This window comes from Fundidesulfovibrio putealis DSM 16056, from assembly GCF_000429325.1.
GTDB classification, from domain to species: Bacteria; Desulfobacterota; Desulfovibrionia; order Desulfovibrionales; family Desulfovibrionaceae; genus Fundidesulfovibrio; species Fundidesulfovibrio putealis.
Map to the genome: position 1 here is coordinate 293,546 of NZ_KE386885.1, position 17,996 is coordinate 311,541.

General features: G+C 62.6%; 16 protein-coding genes. 7 read left to right on the plus strand and 9 right to left on the minus strand.

The genetic code is table 11. The annotated features are described in order from the left end of the window. Window positions 1-10 precede the first annotated feature (10 nt). The 4 genes from G453_RS0118100 to G453_RS0118115 all read right to left on the minus strand — a co-directional run bounded on the left by G453_RS0118100 (window position 11) and on the right by G453_RS0118115 (window position 2,155). Window positions 11-898, minus strand: a complete 888-nt coding sequence (locus tag G453_RS0118100) for a universal stress protein (protein ID WP_027192167.1) — start codon at window positions 896-898, stop codon at window positions 11-13. Between the two features lie 6 nt (window positions 899-904). Continuing rightward, window positions 905-1,093 carry a ferredoxin gene (locus G453_RS0118105; protein WP_027192168.1) on the minus strand — a complete coding sequence of 63 codons (189 nt, stop codon included), beginning with the start codon at window positions 1,091-1,093 and terminating at the stop codon, window positions 905-907. Between the two features lie 121 nt (window positions 1,094-1,214). Beyond that, on the minus strand, window positions 1,215-1,382 hold the full coding sequence (locus G453_RS27455; RefSeq protein WP_084502520.1) for a flagellar biosynthesis anti-sigma factor FlgM: 168 nt from the start codon (window positions 1,380-1,382) through the stop codon (window positions 1,215-1,217). A gap of 263 nt (window positions 1,383-1,645) precedes the next feature. Then, window positions 1,646-2,155 carry a hypothetical protein gene (locus G453_RS0118115; RefSeq protein ID WP_027192169.1) on the minus strand — a complete coding sequence of 170 codons (510 nt, stop codon included), beginning with the start codon at window positions 2,153-2,155 and terminating at the stop codon, window positions 1,646-1,648. Between G453_RS0118115 and G453_RS28505 the strand changes: the two genes are divergently transcribed. Further along, a complete protein-coding gene (locus G453_RS28505; protein WP_169725363.1) occupies window positions 2,136-2,666 on the plus strand; it encodes a hypothetical protein in 531 nt (176 codons plus the stop codon). The genes G453_RS0118115 and G453_RS28505 overlap by 20 nt on opposite strands. Before the next feature lie 101 nt (window positions 2,667-2,767). On the opposite strand, the gene G453_RS25070 is transcribed toward G453_RS28505, so the two are convergent. Further along, window positions 2,768-4,792: a PAS domain-containing sensor histidine kinase gene (locus G453_RS25070; RefSeq protein ID WP_051272595.1), complete on the minus strand. Its 2,025-nt coding sequence runs from the start codon at window positions 4,790-4,792 to the stop codon at window positions 2,768-2,770. Between the two features lie 59 nt (window positions 4,793-4,851). Between G453_RS25070 and G453_RS28510 the strand changes: the two genes are divergently transcribed. Beyond that, on the plus strand, window positions 4,852-5,139 hold the full coding sequence (locus G453_RS28510; RefSeq protein ID WP_169725364.1) for a hypothetical protein: 288 nt from the start codon (window positions 4,852-4,854) through the stop codon (window positions 5,137-5,139). Next, entirely contained in the window at window positions 5,045-6,676 is a 1,632-nt protein-coding gene (locus G453_RS0118130; RefSeq protein WP_268870797.1) for a diguanylate cyclase, read from the plus strand. Before G453_RS28510 ends, G453_RS0118130 begins: the two co-directional genes overlap by 95 nt. Window positions 6,677-6,813: 137 nt before the next feature. Here the strand turns inward: G453_RS0118130 and G453_RS26705 are convergent, their stop codons facing one another. Then, window positions 6,814-8,724 (minus strand): ATP-binding protein, encoded by a 1,911-nt coding sequence (locus G453_RS26705; RefSeq protein WP_051272596.1) that lies wholly within the window; start codon window positions 8,722-8,724, stop codon window positions 6,814-6,816. A gap of 391 nt (window positions 8,725-9,115) precedes the next feature. Here G453_RS26705 and G453_RS0118140 point away from each other — a divergent pair, with 391 nt between their 5' ends. Beyond that, entirely contained in the window at window positions 9,116-9,880 is a 765-nt protein-coding gene (locus tag G453_RS0118140; protein WP_205620085.1) for an SDR family oxidoreductase, read from the plus strand. A gap of 48 nt (window positions 9,881-9,928) precedes the next feature. Here the strand turns inward: G453_RS0118140 and G453_RS25080 are convergent, their stop codons facing one another. From G453_RS25080 to G453_RS0118155, 3 genes are all read right to left on the minus strand, one after another. After that, complete coding sequence (locus tag G453_RS25080) at window positions 9,929-10,396, minus strand: FadR/GntR family transcriptional regulator (RefSeq protein ID WP_051272597.1); 468 nt, start codon at window positions 10,394-10,396, stop codon at window positions 9,929-9,931. A 404-nt stretch (window positions 10,397-10,800) separates the two neighbouring features. Beyond that, a complete protein-coding gene (locus G453_RS0118150) occupies window positions 10,801-11,217 on the minus strand; it encodes a hypothetical protein (RefSeq protein ID WP_027192173.1) in 417 nt (138 codons plus the stop codon). Window positions 11,218-11,385: 168 nt separating this feature from the next. Continuing rightward, window positions 11,386-12,549: a homocysteine biosynthesis protein gene (locus G453_RS0118155; protein WP_027192174.1), complete on the minus strand. Its 1,164-nt coding sequence runs from the start codon at window positions 12,547-12,549 to the stop codon at window positions 11,386-11,388. A gap of 160 nt (window positions 12,550-12,709) precedes the next feature. On the opposite strand from G453_RS0118155, the gene G453_RS0118160 reads away from it, so the two are divergent. The 3 genes from G453_RS0118160 to gyrB all read left to right on the plus strand — a co-directional run bounded on the left by G453_RS0118160 (window position 12,710) and on the right by gyrB (window position 17,987). Next, on the plus strand, window positions 12,710-14,020 hold the full coding sequence (locus G453_RS0118160; RefSeq protein WP_027192175.1) for a helix-turn-helix domain-containing protein: 1,311 nt from the start codon (window positions 12,710-12,712) through the stop codon (window positions 14,018-14,020). Window positions 14,021-14,391: 371 nt separating this feature from the next. Further along, window positions 14,392-15,549, plus strand: a complete 1,158-nt coding sequence (gene dnaN / locus G453_RS0118165; protein WP_027192176.1) for a DNA polymerase III subunit beta — start codon at window positions 14,392-14,394, stop codon at window positions 15,547-15,549. Continuing rightward, window positions 15,546-17,987 (plus strand): DNA topoisomerase (ATP-hydrolyzing) subunit B, encoded by a 2,442-nt coding sequence (gene gyrB, locus G453_RS0118170; protein WP_027192177.1) that lies wholly within the window; start codon window positions 15,546-15,548, stop codon window positions 17,985-17,987. Before dnaN ends, gyrB begins: the two co-directional genes overlap by 4 nt. The last annotated feature ends 9 nt before the right edge of the window (window positions 17,988-17,996 follow it).

The following is a 17,996-nucleotide window of genomic DNA, read 5'->3' on the forward strand; positions in this document are numbered from 1 at the left end:
CCGCCCTCTCCTATTTGGATATCCACAAGGCGGCGCCTTCCAGCTTGCGCAGGAGCGTCTGGCTGGTGGAGCCGAAGATGTTGCGCAGCCCGTCCGGCTTTCCCCCCGTGCGCCCCACGGCCACGGCGGCGAACTCCCCTTCCTGGGCCTGCTTGAGGATGAGCTCCGCCGGGTCCTTGGAGGATTTCACCAGGATGTCGATGCGCTCGTCCTCGAGGCCGTTCTCCTTGAGCACGGCGATGGCACCGGCCATGATGTGCTCGATGCTCTGCCCCTCGGGCAGACTGAGGGCGCGGTTGTGGAACACGGTCACGGAGTGTTCGGGTTCGTTTCGCAGCACGAATCCCACGTGGTCGGCCACGCGCAGGGATTGCTCCGAGCCGTCCACGCACAGCAGCACGTTCTTGCGATGGCGTCCGGGGTTGCGGCACACCCACAGCGGAAAGCTGATGGATTCCCAGAGCATGCGGTGGGTGATGGAGTCGTCGAAGATCTCGTCGAACCAGGAGAGGCCCCTGCGCCCGAGCACCACAGCGTCGTAGAGGCCGCGTTCGGCCTCTGCGGCGATGTCCTTGACCGTGCCGTATTTGGCCGGGGCGGAGCGCAACTCGATCCTGTCTCCGGGAAAGCCCATGTCCAGGAGCCAGTCCCTGGCAGTGGTCAGGGTCTGGGGGGGGGTGCGGCAGGCGTTTCCGAAGCTCGAAGCCTGTCCGGCTGCGCAGAAGGGCGCGCTCGAGTCGAAGGCTTCCGACCCCGGCCTCGCCGAGACGTAGAAGAGGGTCAGGCGGACCAGATCGCGCCTGCTGAAAAAGCCGAAGACATAACGCAGGCCGAACAGGGCGTTGATGTCCTCGGAGATGGTCACCAGCAGGTGTTTTTCAAGTGTCTCGGCTGCCATGTCGGCTCAGTCCTGCCAGTGGATGCATTCCACGGGGCAGGTGTCCATGGCTTCCTGGATGCATTCCTCGGCGCCGGTGGAGTCGGGGGTGACCTCGGCCTTGCCCTCGGCGTTCATCTGGAAAGCCTCCGCGCAAATCTGCACGCACGATTCACACCCGATGCATTCGTCCTGATCCACGTAAGCTTGAGGCATGTCCGTCTCTCCCTGGTTGATTGGGCTCGGGGCGAAAATACGCCCATGCATGAGAGATAAAGCGGATGGGTCGGGAAAAGTCAAGCCGGGCGAAAAAGCGGGACGGATCCGTGGCGGGTGTTCAGGGAGCGGTCTTCAGCATGTTGTAGAGGATCTCCTTGCCGTCCACGCGGTAGCGCCCGAGCGCCACCTTGCGTTTGATCTCGGCCACGCGCAGGGCCCTTTCCTCGGGGCTTTCCGAGGGGGCGTCGGCGCGGTCGCCGTTTGAGATCATGTTGTCGGACGTCATTGGAGTCACCTTGTTTCAGCGTGCAGACAAGGTGGTTATCGGCAGACGCGCCAGGGCCTTTAGCGGAGGCGCACGAAAAGTAAGCCCCGCGACACTTCAAACCCGGCGATATCCTGGGATTCCGAGCTTTTCCAGTTCCCAGTCCGCATTCAATCCGGAGAACGCCCTGGTTGCGGCCACTGCTGAACCGGGCAGGTTGCGGCATTAACGCCTGGATCTGCACGGAATGTATACGCTTCCTGCCGCAACTTTACAGTTGCGCGTCAGCCCTCGATGCGGTTCTGGATGAAGGCCAGCGTTTTTTCCGGCAGCGCCCTGGCCGTGGAGTCGTTGCCGAGTTCGGCCAGGTCTTCGGTGATGGTCAGCATCAGGTCGGAGAACCTGGTCTGGTTGCGCAGGCGCGCGCGGGTGTCCTGGCTGAACCAGGCCTCCTTGAGCAATTCCCCGGCATGGTGATGGATCATGAGCGCAATGGGCTTGGGCATGGTGGTGTAGTAGGAGAGCATGTTGGTCTTCATCTCGTCGATGCTGTCCAGGAACTCCTTGAACTGCATGGTCTGACGCTCTTCCTCGAGGCGTATCCTGTTGCACTCCTCCTTGAAGCGGATCTCCATCTTGTCCAGGGACTGCTTCAGCTCCAGATTGGCCAGCGCCCTGTCATGCTTGAGCTTGTCCAGTTCCGGCAGGTTGGCTTTCTGCCACTCTGCCGACTCCGCCTTGACTGTGTAGAATATCCTGGAAATGAACTTCCCTATGTTTTCCGAGATGGCCATATTCAAGCTCCCGCTGGAGAAATTTGTCGAGTTCAACCGACACGCGCTCCTCACCCGCTCGGGAGAGCAGGGCGTGCACGGCGTAGAGGTCATCAAAACCAAGTTCCGATATGGAATGTTTCACGAACAGCATCGTCTGGTGGTAGGTGCCCAGTTCGATGGACGCCCTTTTGCTTTTCAGCTGGTCCTTCACCAGGGCGGCGAGTTCCTTCATGTTGCCGCGCTGGCAGGACAAGACGAGCGACTCCCTCTCCTCGCTGCCTTTCAGGCGGATGCGCTCGGCCTTCTTCCGGTGCTTTTCGGACCGTCTCGCAAGCCTCCACTCTTTCTTGTGGGTGAAGAAGATAAGCAGCAGCGCGACCGCAAGGAAGACCCCGTAGACCGCGACGGCGGGTACAACGAACAGCAGGGGGACTATGTCGGGGAGATCCATGCTCATGGCCGTACGAATCCGTTCGGGGAGGTATTTCAGCCGCTTGGCTCGCGCGGGGAGGGTGCAGGCGAACCATGATACGCGTTCGCGGCTTTCCGGGAAGCCGCGCCGGACTCCGGGCGTCAACCCGGTTTGATTCCTATTCCCACGCTAGCAGGTAATTGAACCCCCGGCACCCGTCAAGCCGGGCCGCCATCCCCGCACGCCGACTGCTTCAGCGGCAGACAGATGATGAACCGGGAGCCCTTGCCTGGGGAGGACTCCACCTCGATGACGCCCCGGTGGTTCGAGGTGATGATGAAATACGACACGGACAGACCGAGCCCCGTGCCCACGCCGACGGGCTTGGTGGTGAAGAAGGGTTCGAACACGCGTTTGCGGACGTCCTCTTCCATGCCTGGGCCGTTGTCGACCACTTCTATCCGGGCCATGCCGCCTTCCCGTGAGGTTTTCAGGCGGATCACGGGCTTCAGGCCGTTTCCGTGCCAGCCGCAGGCGGCCTGTGCCGCGTTTCGCAAGAGATTCAGGACAACCTGCTCGATCTCGTTGGCCGCGCATTCCACCGGAGGCAGCGAGGGGTCGTACTCGCGCTCGATCCTGATCTGTCGGAAATCGTAATTCTTCCTCAGGTCGTAGTCCTGCCCGGCCAGCTCCACGGCCCGGTCCAGCAGGGCCGCGATGTCGGCCTCCGTGGTCCTGCCTTCGTTCTTGCGGGCAAACTCGAGCATGCTGGACACGATGCGGCCCGCCCTGCACCCGGCCTCCCGGACGCACTCCAGCGAGGCCAGAACCTCACGCTTCTCCATGAAGCGCTGGACCGATTCCAGGGAACATCCCGACTCCGCCGCCGCCTTGCGGTTGCCGTCCAGGTCCTCGGTGAGCCTGCGCATCACCACCTGCACGTTCTGCAGGATTCCGCTCAGGGGATTGTTTATCTCGTGCGCCATGCCAGCGGCCAGCCCGCCAACGCTCAGCATCTTCTCGGTCTGGACCATCAGCTCGCGCATGCGCTTCATCTCGGTGAAGTCTATGCCGATGCCGGTGAAATACTGCTTGCCCTCAAGGACCAGGGGCACGCCCGTGAAGTAGTACAGGCGCCTGCTGCCGTCCTTGTTGCGCAGGTTTCCCTCCGAGGTGGAGAAGCCTTCCACGGGTATCCTCGCCACGGCGGCCTGGATCTTGGCGATCTCTTCGGGGTCGTCCTTGTACCAGTCCATCAGGGTCATCCGGGCGAGCTCCTCGGAGGTGTACCCGGTCAGCTCCTCGTGCTTCTTGTTCCAGCGCACCAGCCGTCCCTGTTCGTCGTACATGTAGATGAGCCCGGGGACGCTGTTCATGAGGGCTTCCGTGAAGGCCTTTTCGCGCAGGATCTCGTCCTGGGCCTGCTTGCGGTCGGAGACGTCCCTGACCGTCACCAGCACCCTGTCCGCGTTGTCCAGTCGCGCCACCCGCAGCGACACGTCCGCCCAGAACAACCCGCCGTCCTTCCTCCGGGCCTGCCATTCGAAATGCTGGGGGATGCCCTTGAAGGCCTCCCGGATGCGGGCAAAGGCGTGTTCCCGGTCATAGGGCTCGACCCCCGAGCTCAGCGAGCCCACGTCAAGGCGCAGGATCTCCTCCCGGGAGTAGCCGTAGACTTCGCACACCCGCTGGTTCACCTCCAGGATGGCCCCGTTCCGGGCGTCGTGCACGAAGATGCACTCGTTTATCGAATCGAATATGGTCCTGAATTTTTCCTCGCTCTGCCTGAGCCGCTCCTGGGACTCTTTCTGTTCGGTCACGTCGCGGGCGATGGCGTAGACCAGGCCCTCTTCCGGCACGGTGCTGGACACCCAGCTCAGCCAGCGCACGCCTCCGCCCTTGCAGCGGTAGCGGTTCTCGAAATGAAGGATCTGCTGGCCCTGGCGGATCTTCTCATCCATGACGGCCAGCGTCCTGCCCAGGTCGTCGGGGTGGACGAACTCCAGGAAGGGCCTGCCGGTCAGCTCCTGTTCGGAGTATCCCAGCACCCTGGAGAAGGACGGATTGACCAGGACGAAGGTCGCGGTCTCGATATCCGCGACGGCAACCATGTCCTGGGAAAGATTGAACAGCGTGGTGAAATCCGCAGCTGCGGTTCTGCGCGCGGCCAGGCCCTCCAAAGGTGGGACGGGCGCTTCCTGCCCGTCGGCGAGCTGTTCCCTGGTCTTGTCGCGGTCGCTCATGGCAACTCCCGTAATGCGCGCGGACTTCCTGCGTTTCCTGTTCCAGCAGATTGAGCACTATGAAGCCATATTACACCACGCCTGATTACCAATTCAAACATTTCTGCGCAACAGCGTTTGAATCGGCAGAAGAGCGCGGTTGGAATACGGGATTGGATTTCTCATCATGGTGGGATATTTTGCTGGAAGATTATGTGCGATCATGTAAACATCATCTGCATGGCGATCTTGTTTATTCAACGTGCATTTACATTGGCGAGCATCCTCCTCAATTGTCTGCTTCCACGAATCTGCCGTGCATTCCCCGCCGGGGCGGCACTCCTGTCTCTTCTGATTCTTTGCGATGACAACGCTCTCTGCGCAAGCAGCCCGCAACAGGCCCGTATCGGTGTCCTGGCCAACTGGGGCGTGAAGAAATGCGCCGAGGACTGGGCTCCGATGATCCTTGCGCTCAAGAAGGCCCTGCCGCATGTCGACTTCACCCTCGTGCCCCTGCCGTTCGAGGCCGTGGAAGACGCCGTGGCCGACGCGCAGATCGATTTCGCAGTGGTCAATCCGGCCATCTACGTGAATCTCGAAGTCACCCACGACGTCATCCGCATCGCCACGCTCATCAACCAGGCGGCGGGGCGGTCCGCCTCCAGGTTCGGGGGGGTGTTCTTCACCAGGGCCGACAGGGCCGACATAACCACCTTCGACCAGATCAGGGGAAAGAGCCTCGCGGCCACGTCGTCCAGTTCGCTGGGAGGCTGGCTCATGGGCGCCTACACCTTGCAGCAAAACGACATTGACCCGGCCAGGGACCTGTCGTCGCTGCACTTCCTGGAGGCGCACGACCAGGTTGTCCGTTCGGTGCTCGACGCACGCTACGACGTGGGCACGGCGCGCACGGACACCCTGGAGCGCATGGAGGCGGCGGGGAAGCTCCGCATGGCGGACCTCAAGATACTGACCCCGCCTGGGTTCAGGCAGGATCCCACGTTCCCCTTCCTCCACAGCACCAGGCTGGTGCCGGAGTGGCCCTTCGCCAAGCTGCGCCACACGCCGGAACCGCTGGCGAAATCAGTGGCGGCCGCACTCTTGCTGATGCAGCCCCGCGCGGACGAGCAGGGCACCCACGGGAACCAGTGGACGGTGCCGCTTCCCTACGAATCCATCCATGAGATCATGCGGTCCCTGAAGGTGGCGCCCTACGAGCAGTTCGGCCAGGTGCTGGTGGGCGATTTCATCACCCAGCACCCCAAACTGGTAACGGCCATGGCCGTCATGCTGCTGGCCCTCCTGGTGCTGGTGGCCTACTTCCGCTCGCTCAACCGGCGTCTCCACGCCGCGTTGCGCCAGGTGCGGGAAACGGAGATCGAACTCACCCGGCAGGCCAACACGGACGGGCTCACCGGCCTGTGCAACCGCAAGTGGTTCAACGAGGTCATCGAAACCGAGATAGGCCGGGCGTTGCGCTACAAACGGCCGCTGGCCATGATCCTCATGGACCTGGACCACTTCAAGGCCATAAACGACAAGTTCGGCCATCCAGTGGGCGACAAGGTCCTCATCGCCGTGGCGGACATGATTGGGTCCAGCGTGCGGCGCGGCGACGTGGCGGCCAGGGTGGGGGGCGAGGAGTTCGCCATCCTGCTGCCGGAGACCAACATCGAGGCGGCGGCCCTCATGGCGGAGCGCATCCGGGCATCCCTGGAAACCACTGTACTTGTCCAGGTCGGCCAGACCGACGTGCGCTGCACCGTGAGCATCGGCGTGGCCGACGTCTGCCCCTCCATCCAGAACCATTCGGCCCTGTACACTGCGGTGGACGAGGCGCTCTACCAGGCCAAGCGGCTTGGGAGAAACCGCGTGGAGAAGTCCTCCGCGTGCGCCTGGAGTTGAGTCAACCGTTCCCTGAAGCCTGATCAACAAACCTGCTGCCAAGCATATGAAACAGCCAAGCCCGATGCGTATTCGTCATACGCGGGAGCTTGGCTTTTTCCGTGCAACGCGGCCGGAGTGGTTCGTTCAACAGGCTGCTAGGCGGGCTGCCCCTCGAGCGGCAGCCGGATGGTGAAGGTGGTCCCTTCGCCCGGTGCGGATTCCACCTGGATTGCGCCCCGGTGGTTCTGGGTGATGATGAAGTAGCTCACCGAGAGGCCCAGGCCCGTGCCCTCGCCCTGCATCTTGGTGGTGAAGAAAGGATCGAAAACGCGCTTCCTGACCGACTCGTCCATGCCGGGGCCGTTGTCGCTGATTTCGATGACGGCGTGCAGGTCCTCGCGCCGCAGGGACACCGTGAGCGCCGGGCCTTGAATATTTCCCATGGCCTGGGCGGCGTTCTTGACGATGTTCAGAACCACCTGTTCCATTTCCTGGGCCGAGCAGGGGACCGGCGGCAGGGAAGGGTCGTAGAGCCTGGTGATGCGCATGCGCCGGAAATCATACTTGCGGTTCAGGTCGTAGTCGCTCTCGGCCAGCTCCAGGGCAGCGTCCACCACCTCGGCCAGGTTCTGGCCTTCATGGGTGCGCTTGCTGAGCCTGGAAAACTTGAGCATGTTGGCCACGATGCGCGCCGCCCGCTCGCCCGCCGAACGCATCCCCACCAGTATCTCCGGGATGTCGCGCGCCTTGAGGTAGGCCTCGAGCGCCATCAGGTCGATCCCGGCCTCCCTGGCGGCCTTGTCGTTGGCCCTAAGCCCGCTGCTCAGCCTGCGCTGCATGCTCTGGGCGCTCTGGAGCACCCCGGCCAGGGGGTTGTTGATCTCGTGCGCCATGCCTGCGGCCAGGCTGCCAAGCGACACCATCTTCTCCGTCTGGATCAGCACTTCCTCCAGCTGGGCGCGCTGGGTCTCGTCGTCAACGCGGATGACCACCCCTCCCCCCTGCTCGGCCAGCAGGGGGTACACCACCAGATCGGCCGTGATCTCCCCGCCCAGCACCTGAAGGGTCAGGCGCTGGCGGGCCACGGGTTTGCGCTCTTCCAGGGCTTCGCGCACCATGTCCTGATGCGCCACCAGTGGTGCGAATACCTCGCCCAGGGTGCGCCCCACGGCCTGTTCGGCGTTCATGCCGCTCATCTGCGCGGCCATGGCGTTGAAATGGGTGACCACCATGTCCCCGGAAAGCCCGATAACCGCCGAAGGCATGGAGTCGATGATGTTTCGCAGCGCCGCCCGCGTGGCCCGAACCTGCTTTTCCGCCTCTTCGCGCCGGTCGATCTCCTCGATCAGGCTCTCGTTGGCGGTCTTCAGCTCCTCGACCGATCCCAGCAGGTTGATGCGCATGGTTTCAAGCGCGCCGCTCAGCTGGTCCATTTCATCGGGCCTGCCCGTGGCGGAGGGGCGGCGGTCCAGGACCAGGGGTTTTTCAAGGCCCGTCACGGTCAGCCCGGCGGCGTAGGAGGCCATTCGCCTCAGATGGCGTCCCACCAGGGAATAGAAGATGAACAGCAGCGCCCCGCCCATGGCCAGGGTCCTGGCCGTCTCCAGGGCTATGGACAGCAGGGCGTCGCGCCAGAGCCTGTCCAGGCCCTTGTCCAGGCCGAGCACCACCCGCAGGGTTCCCAGCTGGCGCGCTTCGCCGCGTAGCTCGTAGTGCAGGGAGTAGATCCGCTCCAGCCTGCGCGTGCTGGATGTTTCGCCCAGGGAGCCCGCCATGGAGACGCCGTCGCCCACCTCCACCAGCTCGACGTCAGGCATCTGCCGCAGCCCCTCCAGTTGCAGGAGGAGCGACCTCTGGTCCAGGTTCCACAGCGCGTTCGCCAGGCTGGGCAGGTTCACCTCGCCTATGCCTTTGAGCTGGCGCTCCTTGTCGGCAAGGAAGTCACGGTGTTTGGCGTAGAGAAGAAGGGAGGACATGGCCAGGGACACGGCCAGGGAGAAGACCAGCACCCAGGCCGCAAGCCTGAAGGCCAGCCCGCGAAAAAAGGGGATCTGGGACACCGCCACGTCAGCCCTTCCTTTTCCGGGAGCCGGACAAGGGGCCGGGGCCGGGCCGCCGGCGCGTCGCTTCCAATCCTGATACAGCCGGAGCGGGACAGATTGCCACCGGCTTCCTCCTTATTCGAAGACGGACTTTGCGTCGGGTGATGTGCGCGCGCAACAATCACACTGCGCACACGTTGCGGACTTTTATCCTCGGTCCGCCGGAATGGGAAGAGCGAAGTTCCCTAGCGCGAGAGTATTTGGTTATGAACACCCGTGCCATATTTCCATGCCCCAGCACGACACACGCGGCGTTATCCTGTATGTCCCCTGCCAAGCATTCCCGATCAGACCTACGGGAGGGTGCGCTTTCCCACAGCACAACCTTCCAAAATAACACAAGAAGGATATCACCATGAGCGATTATTCCAATACAGCGTCTGCCATGGCGGCCAGCACAGTGGCCATAGTCACCGGGGCATCGCGCGGCATCGGCGCCGCCATATCCAGGCGTCTGGCCCGAGACGGCATGGACGTGGTGGTCAACTTTTCTGGGAGCAAGGCCGCCGCCGAATCGCTGGCGGAAGAGATAGCCGGGGCTGGCGGGCGCGCCGTGGCCGTGCAGGGGGACGTCAGCGACCCGCTGGCAATGGCCCGTCTCTTTGATGTTGCCGAGGAGACGTTCGGCAAGGTTGGCGTGCTGGTGAACAACGCAGGCATCATGACCCTGGCCAGGATCCAGGACTGCCCGGACGACATGTTCGACAGCATCGTGGCCGTGAACCTGAAGGGAACCTTCAACGGGCTGCGTGAAGCAGCCAGGCGGCTCAGGGACGGCGGACGAATCGTAAACTTATCGACAACCGTGATCGGCCTGCGCCTGGAGACCTACGCCGTGTACGCAGCCACCAAGGCCGCCGTGGAGGCCATGACGGGCATCCTGGCCAAGGAGTTGCGCGGGCGCGCCATCACCGTGAACGCCGTGGCCCCCGGACCCACCGCCACCGATCTGTTCACACAGGGAAAACCGCCCGAACTCATCGAACGCATGGCCAGGATGGCCCCGTTGGAGCGCCTGGGAACTCCCGAGGACATCGCCTCGGTGGTGTCCTTCCTGGCCGGTCCGGACGGAGGATGGGTCAACGGGCAGGTGCTGCGGGCAAACGGCGGGCTGATCTGACCCTCGTGGCCGCTTTCGGGGCAACTTCCACGCGGCGTGCGGCATGCGTTAGGCCCGCGCGGAGTCTCCAGCCTTCCTGCCCACGTTTTCCAGGTGGGAGCGCATGGCCTCGCGGCAGGCCTCGGGGTCCGCATCTTCAATTGCCTTCAGGATTCGCACATGGTCACGCAGGGAGGCCTCAAGGCGCTCCCTGCTGATGAGAGGCGCGGCGCGGCTCTCCCCGGCCAGGTCGTGCAGAACGGCCGCCATCTCCCAGACAACCTCGTTTCCGGTGGCGCGGGCCAGGGCCATGTGGAATTTGGCGTCCAGCTCCGCGTAGTCCTCCGCAGGGGCCGCCTGTTGCCGCTCCACGAGCTTGCGAAGACGCGCCAAATCCCCCTCGGACCTGCGAGAGGCGGCTAGAGCCGCCACTCCAGGTTCGACCACCATCCGAAATTCCACCACTTCACGGATGCGCCCGGGCTTGGCCAGGAGCATCCGTTCAAAGTATTCGGTCAGCCGCTTGTCATCCAACATGGACCCGCCAAAAGTCTTATTCCGGTTTTTCCACGGGGGAGGGCGTGTCGCGCCGGAAAATCTGCATGAACACCTTGCCCTCGTCCTCGCCGGAGGTGGGTGACCTTACCTCCAGTAGTCTTGCCTCTCGGTGCTTTTGCTACTTGTCGCATCCTTACTCTGTTGGGTTCCTGCACATCCCACAAGGCTGAATACGAGTAGAGTCAGGAGTACGGCTCGGATGATGTTAAGCATTGTTGCTTCTCCATTTGTATTGTTTATCTCGGACAGCATGGGTCAACCACATCCGATACAACAATTTGCAGAAGCTTCGCTGCCTCCCTGATGCTCCCGGCTTGGCCAGGCGCATTCATCCGAAGTTTGCAAACACCAGCTTTGTATCCAGCATAGATCCGCCAAAAGCCCTAATCGATTTTTTCCATGGGGTATGGTGTGTTGCGTCCAGCTACCTGCATGAACACCTGACCGTCCTTCACGAAGAAGGTCGCGCCGTCCACGCCGGAAGTCATGGAGTCCCCGTCGATGTTGAAGGAGGCCCAGCCCTTGAAGGCGTTCTTCTTGCGCGAGTCGTAGTTGTAGAACACGGCGTACTTGTCGCCGTTCTTCACCAGCCAGTACTGGAACATCCAGGGCTTTTCGATGCCCTCGGGGTTCATCCTGCGCCAGTGGCCCATGAGCAGCGGGTTGGGAGCCTTGGCCACCGTGGCATAGGTGGTGGGGGTGCCGGACACGTCGGCCTGGGATATCCCCATGGACGTGACGCAGGCCGTCATCAGAAGCGACACCAACAACAGGGAGCAGAGGAATGTGGAACGAAGCATGGGCAGTCTCCTTGGTTAGATTCGGCCAAGGTTGGCCATTTGGGTACTTCTCCTGTCTCTTCTATTACACCGCAGTTGTAACATGCGCCACAAGTATTGATATATCAGATATAGAAACGAGAAGGGGGGAGCTTTGCCCCCCCCTTTTTGCATCTCATTTCTGCGCGTTTACTGCGAGATGATCCTGTCCTGCGCTTCGGTGAGCAGGAATTCTCCCCGCTCGATCTTGGCTTTGAGCTCCTGGGCTATCTCCAGCGACAAGGCGTAGCTGGTGAGCGGCACGGTGCGGATCACCTGGCCGTCCACCGTTATCTCGCCCGATTTGAGTTCCTCGAAGTTGGGCTGGGCCAGCACGTTGTTCACCCCGTTGGGGTAGTCGTTTGCGTAGTCGCGCACGGGCATGGTGATGTCCGAGTCGGCAACGCCCGTGAACCAGGCCATCTCCTCGTCCAGGATGGGGATGGGGATGCCAACGCCCACGTTCAAGGAGCAGCCGTAGCCCAGAATGGACACGCCGCGCACCCATTTGGGGCTCATGCCCTTCATGTCGCCCTTGAGCATGAGGGTTCCGGCGGCGGTCAGCGGGATGCCGCGCTCGTTGCGGGCGGGCTTGGCATTGTGCTGCGTGCCCGCGCCGATCACCCAGCCCGTGCCTCCGCCCAGCCAGATCTTGGTGCCAAGGCCTATGGTGCGCAGGAAGGGGTCGTTGAACAGCGGCGAGAGCTGGCCCGCCGTGGCGTAGTTGGCGTTTCGCATGCCGGGCTTGAGCGGCCCCATGTAGGTATAGATCACCCGGCTGCCCGCGTTCACGGCCACGTTGTAGCTCTGGTAGCAGTTGCGCGGGTTCAGGAGCTCGGCATACTTGAGGTCCGCGAGCGTCACGGACTTGTCGAGCTCGCGCCGGGGGTAGCAGTCCGTGCCGTAGGCGCTGCATTTCAGGCGCACGGCCTTGCCGCGCAGCAGGTCCTCGATGACGTGCCCGCCGCCGTAGAGGAAGCGCCCAGGATACACCTTATTGAGCGGATCATCCTCGCGGGGCTCGGTGCAGCCGATGTAGGCGTCCACGGCAGCCAGGCCCGCATAGCAGGGCACGCCGCCAAGCGACACCTGGGACGCCTTGATGGTGGGCGGCTCCTGCCCGAAGTTGAAGAGCATCCCCGAGGAGCACATGGGCGAGAAGGTTCCCGTGGTGACGACGTCCACGTCCCTGGCCGCAGCGGTCTTGCCCTTGCGGCGGACTTCCTCCACCATCTCCTCGGCGGTGAGGATGACGGCTTTGCCCTTCTTGATGCGCTCGTTGATGTCCTGAATGGTCTTTTTTATCTGAGCCATGGCTTGTCGGCCTCCTGAAGTCAAAAGAAGGGGCATCATGGACAAAAAACCCAGCCTTGGCAATACGGGCCGCTCGGCGGCGTGCAAGGCAGGTTGAACCCCCGCCCGATTTGGTCTAGCCTTCTTCCATCACTTGTTGCCTTTGCCCGTGCAAGCTCCCGTGCTCAAAGAACAGCTCCGCCGCCACCTCGCGCAGACCACCCCGGAACCGGACCTGGCCCGCTGGTACGATCCCCTGGAACTGCACCCCCTGCCCGACACGCTTGAAATCGTGGTGGAGTTTCCGCACGCTTTCTTTGCCCAATGGTTCGACGTTCAGGTCAAAGACACGTTCGAGAAGCAGGTCAGCCTGTATCTCGGCCCAGGCTACGTGCTGCGCTACCGCAACCGCCTGGGCCTGGCCCAGGGCCTGACCGCCCAGTCCGCCGACTTCACCGCCTCCAGCATAGATTTCCCCTTCGGCCACGAGTTCACCTTCGAGCAGTTCTTCACCAACCAGAAGAACCTCTTCCCCCTGGCCACGGCGCGCGACGTGGCCAAGAACCGCGAGGTGAAGTTCAACCCCCTGGTCATCCAGGGGGAGCAGGGCACCGGCAAGACCCACCTGCTGCGCTGCATGGCCAACGAGATCAGCAAGCATCAGGACAAGAACTTCATCTTCATGGGCACCGTGGACGAGCTCGCCGGGCTGTACCAGTCCGGCCCCAAGGACAACGTGTTCCAGGTCAGGACCCATCTCACGGGCTTTCACTGCTTCTTCCTGGACGACCTGCACCGCCTGGGCGATTACCCCCAGCTGGGGCGCGAGCTGCTGACCCTGTTCAACTCCTTCCACGACGGCAAGCGCCAGATGGTGTTCTCCTCCTGCGCGCAGCTCTCCTCCTGCGAGGGAATCCCCCAGGACCTCAAGGCGCGCCTGGACGGGGGCCTCATGGTGCAGCTGGCCAAGCCCGACCTGGATGTGCGCCTGAAATACGTCCAGGATCACTGCCAGCGCAAAAAGATCAGCCTCTCAAAGGCCCAGATGCTCACCCTGGCCCAGCGACACCACGACTTCCGAAGCCTGCACGGACTTATGAACAAGTTCCGGGCGTTCCGGGAGTTGCTGAAAAAGGACATCTCCGAAGCCATCTTCGAAAACATCCTGGGCCGCAGCCAGGACGAGCAGACCGCCAGGACCACGCCCCAGGTGATCCTGGAACAGGTGGCCAAGCGCTTCAACCTGGATGTGAAGGCCATCCTCGGCACCAAACGCCACAAGCAGGTGGTTCTGGCCAGACAGGTGGCCATGCTGCTCTGCCGGGAGGAGCTGGGCCTGTCGTTTCCGGCGCTGGGCAAGCTTTTCGGCGGCAAGGACCACTCCACGGTGCTGTACGCAGTCAATAAAATCAAACAAATTCAAAATGATAGTAACGATATGAAAGAATTAGTGATGACGTTGCGCAAAAACTGCCGTTTAGGAGGGCAGTGATCGCTCCGCGTGCGCCGGGCTGCTCCCTGCGTTCGTTTCCCGCTCGAAAATCAATCATAACTTTTTTTATCATTTCAGATAGATATCCAAGTCAGGAACAAGAGCACCCCCTCTACAAGGACAACAAGAAATCATAAACTTATTGTTTTGGAGTTAAGAGCATTGTGCCTTTCTTCCGGGAAGCCCCAAAGCCCGGACGGGCAAAGCCCGCTCCAGAGCCAGCCGCGCAGGCCTTCACGCCAGCAACCCGCGCCATTGCTTGACTTTACGGGTCTTGCCCTTTGCCGTTTTTTCCGTATAGTCCCCCGGTCACGCTGACATCACAAATACATCCCCGACCATCGACGCACACCGCCCAAGGAGACGACCACATGTACGTGAAGGTCACCAGGAACGATATTATCGAAGGCCTCCAGAAATCGGCCAACATCATCCCGGCCAAGACCGGAGCGGCCTTTCTGCGCACCATATGGCTTTCTGCCGAGAACGGGGCGCTGCGCATCATGTCCACGGACTCCTCCCTGGAATTCGTGGGCAAGTACCGGGCCGAGGTTCTGGAACAGGGCCTGTGCGGCGTCCAGGGCCGCTCCTTCTTCGACCTGGTGCGCAAGCTCCCGGCGGGAGAGATCCAGCTGAAGCTGGACGCTGCCAGCCAGACGCTGCTGGTCACCCAGGCGGGACGCCACTACAAGCTGCCCACCAGCGAGAAGAGCTGGTTCCAGCCTTTCGCCGAGTTCCCCCAGGGCGAGCACGTGATGTGGAGCGGCGATTTCCTGCAGGAGCTCATCGACCGGGTGTTCTTCTGCGTGTCCGACGAGGACACCATGGAGGCCATGGCCTGCATGTACCTGCGCGCCCTGGAGGACAAGGTCGAGGTCTGCGGCCTGAACGGCCACCAGTTCGCCATGGCCGGGTTCCTAAACGACGACATCCGGGCCATGATCCCCGCCGAGGGCATCCTGATCCAGAAGAAGTACGTGCTGGAGCTCAAAAAGTGGCTCACCACGGACGAGATCGAGCTGGCCATCAGCCAGAAGCGCCTCTTCTTCCGCACCCAGGACCAGCGCGAGAGCTTCAGCCTGCCCCTGTCGTACTACCAGTACCCGGACTACAAGAACTTCGTGGGCAAGCTCTCCTCCCCCGAGGCTTCCGAGCTGGCCGCCGAGAAGGGCGCGCTGTCCGAGGCCCTGGACCGCATCTCCATCTTCAACACCGATAACAACCGCTGCACCTATTTCCAGCTGGACACGCCCGGACAGCTCACCCTGCAGTCGCAGGGGAACGACACCGGCGCGGCCACCGAATCCATGGACGCCCAGTACGGCGGGGACTTGAAGAAGATCGCCTTCCCCACCCGCGACCTGCTGGAAATCCTCGGACACTTCAATTCCACCACGGTCCGCTTCACCATGACCGGCGCGGAAGGCCCCTGCGGCATCACCGGAGAGGACGACGCCGACTATCTGGTCATCATCATGCCCATGAAGATCGTGGAAGAGACGTATTATAGCGAGGAAGCCTCCGCATGACCCAGTCTTCGACGCCTCAGTCCTACAACGCCGATTCCATAACCGTCCTGGAGGGTCTTTCCGCAGTCCGGAAGCGCCCGGCCATGTACATCGGCTCCACGGACGTGCGTGGTCTGCATCATCTGGTCTACGAGGTGGTGGACAACTCCATCGACGAGGCCATGGCCGGCTACTGCGACCGCATCCGCATCATCATCCACCTGGACAACTCGGTCACCATTTCCGACAACGGGCGCGGCATCCCCGTGGACCTGCACCCCAAGGAAGGCCGCCCTGCCGTTGAAGTGGTCATGACCGTGCTGCACGCGGGCGGCAAGTTCGACAACGACGCCTATAAAGTCTCCGGCGGCCTGCACGGCGTGGGCGTCTCCTGCGTGAACGCCCTGTCCGAGTACCTGGAAGTGACCATCAAGCGTAACGGCAAGCGCTACCGCCAGCGCTACGAGCGCGGCATCCCGGTCACCCCGGTGAACGAGATCGGCACGGCAGAGGGCACCGGCACCACCGTGCGCTTCATGCCCGACGAGACCATCTTCGAGACCGCCGACTTCGTCCACGCCACCCTGTCCAAGCGCTTCGAGGAGCTGGCCTACCTGAACTCCGGGCTGACCCTGGAATTCAAGGACGAGCGCAACCAGGAAGAGCAGGTCTACAGCTACGAAGGCGGCATCCGCCGCTTCGTCCAGGACCTGAACCAGGGCGACATGGGCGTGCACGAGATCGTGTCCGGATCGGGCACCGTGGACAGCACCATCGTGGAGTTCGCGCTCCAGTACAACGCGGGCTACAAGGAGCAGATGCTCACCTTCGTCAACAACATCCGCACCCAGGAAGGCGGCACGCACCTGGCAGGATTCAAGACCGCCCTGACGAGGGCCATCAACAACTACATCGAGAAATCGGGGCTCATCAAGAAGCTCAAGCAGAAGCTCACCGGCGACGACGTGCGCGAAGGCCTCACTGCCGTCCTCTCGGTCAAGATTCCCCAGCCCCAGTTCGAAGGCCAGACCAAGACCAAGCTCGGCAACTCCGAGGTGGCTGGCCAGGTGGCCAAGGTGTGCGGCGACGTGCTGAACACCTACTTCGAGGAGCACCCCAAGGACGCCAAGCTCATCGTGGACAAGTCCGTTGACGCGGCCCGCGCCCGCGAGGCTGCCCGCAAGGCCAAGGATCTCGTCCGCCGCAAGGGGGCGCTGTCGGACAACTCGCTGCCCGGCAAGCTGGCCGACTGCCAGTCCAAGAGCCCAGAGGAATCCGAACTGTTCATCGTCGAGGGCGACTCGGCAGGCGGCTCCGCCAAGCAGGGGCGCGACCCCAAGTTCCAGGCCATCCTGCCCCTTCGCGGCAAGATCCTGAACGTGGAGAAGACGCGCTTCGACAAGATGCTTGGCAACAAGGAAATCAGGGCGCTGATCACCGCCATGGGCCCTGGCATCGGGCAGGACGACGTGGACCTGGCCAAGCTGCGCTACCACAAGATCGTCATCATGACCGACGCCGACGTGGACGGGGCGCACATCCGCACCCTGCTCCTGACCTTCTTCTACCGCCAGTACCAGGAGCTCATCGACCGGGGCTACCTGTACATCGCCCAGCCCCCCCTGTACCGGGTGCACAAGGGCGACTGGGAGCGCTTCATCAAGGACGACAAGGAGCTCTCCGAGTTCCTGCTGTCGCGCGTCACCGAGGACCTCTCCGTTTCCGGCGAGAACGGCCAGAACTTCGATAACGGCCCGCTGCGCGAGATGCTCCTGAAGATCCAGACCCTCCAGGGACGCTTCCTGGAAGCCCAGGGCTACGGCATCCCCGAACCCCTGTTGTGGTGCTTCCTGAACTCGCCCAAGCGCATCTTGCCCGCCGACTTCGAGGGCGACGGCCTCTCCGCCCTTCAGGAACACCTGAAGGCCAGCGAGTACTCGCTGACCCTGGATGTGGAAGAGGACGAGATCGAGCGGCGCGCCTACGCGGTGTTCATCAGCCGCAACGGCGTGAAGACCCGGCTTGGCCTGGAGTTCTTCGCGGCCCGTGTGTACCGACAGTGCTGGACCGCCCTGGACGAGCTGCGCACCGCCTTCGGCGTGGGCGTGGCCAGGGAGGCCGAACTGAGCGCCGCCCCGGCCGGCAGCGCGGACCGCTTCGTCATGACCCGCAAAGAGGTCCAGACCGAAGTGACCGGCATCTTCGAGCTGCTCCAGACCGTGCTGGACGAGGCCCACAAGGGCCTCAACATCCAGCGCTACAAAGGTCTTGGCGAGATGAACCCCATCCAGCTCTGGGAGACCACCATGAACCCCGAGAAGCGGACCTTCCTGCGCGTGTCCATCGAGGACGTGGCCCAGGCGGACGAGCACTTCTCCGACCTCATGGGCGACAACGTGGTCAAGCGGCGCGAGTTCATTGAACGAAACGCCCTGAACGTCCGGGAACTGGATATTTAGGGGCGGTTT

Coding starts and splice junctions, on each gene's coding strand:
- G453_RS0118115 (WP_027192169.1), bottom strand. CDS start 2,155: ATGGCCATCTCGGAAAACATAGGGAAGTTCATTTCCAGGATATTCTAC.
- G453_RS25070 (WP_051272595.1), bottom strand. CDS start 4,792: ATGAGCGACCGCGACAAGACCAGGGAACAGCTCGCCGACGGGCAGGAA.
- G453_RS0118155 (WP_027192174.1), bottom strand. CDS start 12,549: ATGGCTCAGATAAAAAAGACCATTCAGGACATCAACGAGCGCATCAAG.
- G453_RS28505 (WP_169725363.1), top strand. CDS start 2,136: ATGTTTTCCGAGATGGCCATATTCAAGCTCCCGCTGGAGAAATTTGTC.
- G453_RS27455 (WP_084502520.1), bottom strand. CDS start 1,382: ATGACGTCCGACAACATGATCTCAAACGGCGACCGCGCCGACGCCCCC.
- G453_RS25080 (WP_051272597.1), bottom strand. CDS start 10,396: ATGTTGGATGACAAGCGGCTGACCGAATACTTTGAACGGATGCTCCTG.
- gyrB (WP_027192177.1), top strand. CDS start 15,546: ATGACCCAGTCTTCGACGCCTCAGTCCTACAACGCCGATTCCATAACC.
- G453_RS0118105 (WP_027192168.1), bottom strand. CDS start 1,093: ATGCCTCAAGCTTACGTGGATCAGGACGAATGCATCGGGTGTGAATCG.
- dnaN (WP_027192176.1), top strand. CDS start 14,392: ATGTACGTGAAGGTCACCAGGAACGATATTATCGAAGGCCTCCAGAAA.
- G453_RS28510 (WP_169725364.1), top strand. CDS start 4,852: ATGAAGCCATATTACACCACGCCTGATTACCAATTCAAACATTTCTGC.
- G453_RS0118140 (WP_205620085.1), top strand. CDS start 9,116: ATGAGCGATTATTCCAATACAGCGTCTGCCATGGCGGCCAGCACAGTG.
- G453_RS0118100 (WP_027192167.1), bottom strand. CDS start 898: ATGGCAGCCGAGACACTTGAAAAACACCTGCTGGTGACCATCTCCGAG.
- G453_RS0118150 (WP_027192173.1), bottom strand. CDS start 11,217: ATGCTTCGTTCCACATTCCTCTGCTCCCTGTTGTTGGTGTCGCTTCTG.